This is a genomic window from Vibrio sp. 10N.222.48.A3 (genome assembly GCF_041475345.1).
Taxonomy (GTDB): domain Bacteria; phylum Pseudomonadota; class Gammaproteobacteria; order Enterobacterales; family Vibrionaceae; genus Vibrio; species Vibrio tasmaniensis_A.
The window spans coordinates 1-465 of record NZ_JBFRVX010001344.1; the positions used below are offsets into that span (position 1 = coordinate 1).

1 protein-coding gene is annotated in these 465 nt (G+C 46.2%); it reads left to right on the forward strand.

What is annotated here, in order from left to right:
• Positions 1–382, forward strand: a 382-nt coding sequence (locus AB4653_RS26215; protein ID WP_372105688.1) for a methionine adenosyltransferase domain-containing protein, incomplete at its 5' end; no start/stop codon positions are given.
• Positions 383–465 lie beyond the last annotated feature (83 nt).

Sequence of the window (465 nt, forward strand, 5' to 3'; positions counted from 1 at the left end):
TCACGGTGGTGGTGCATTCTCTGGTAAAGATCCATCAAAAGTTGACCGTTCTGCAGCTTACGCAGCTCGTTACGTTGCGAAAAACATCGTTGCTGCTGGTATGGCTGACCGTTGTGAGATTCAACTGTCTTACGCTATCGGTGTTGCAGATCCAACATCTATCATGGTTGAAACGTTTGGTACTGAGAAAGTAGCGCACGAAATCATCATTGAAGCAGTTCGTCAAAACTTCGACCTACGTCCATACGGTCTTCAAGAGATGCTGAACCTTCTTCAACCTATCTACAAGCAGACTGCTGCATACGGCCACTTCGGTCGCGAAGAGTTCCCTTGGGAAGCAACTGACAAAGCCGCTATCCTTGCGGACTTCGCAGGCCTGTAAGCATTACGCAACACGCTTAGCTGAAACGTAATTTTAAAAGCCTCTGTTCTCAGAGGCTTTTTTCTTTCTATTCTTCTATTCTT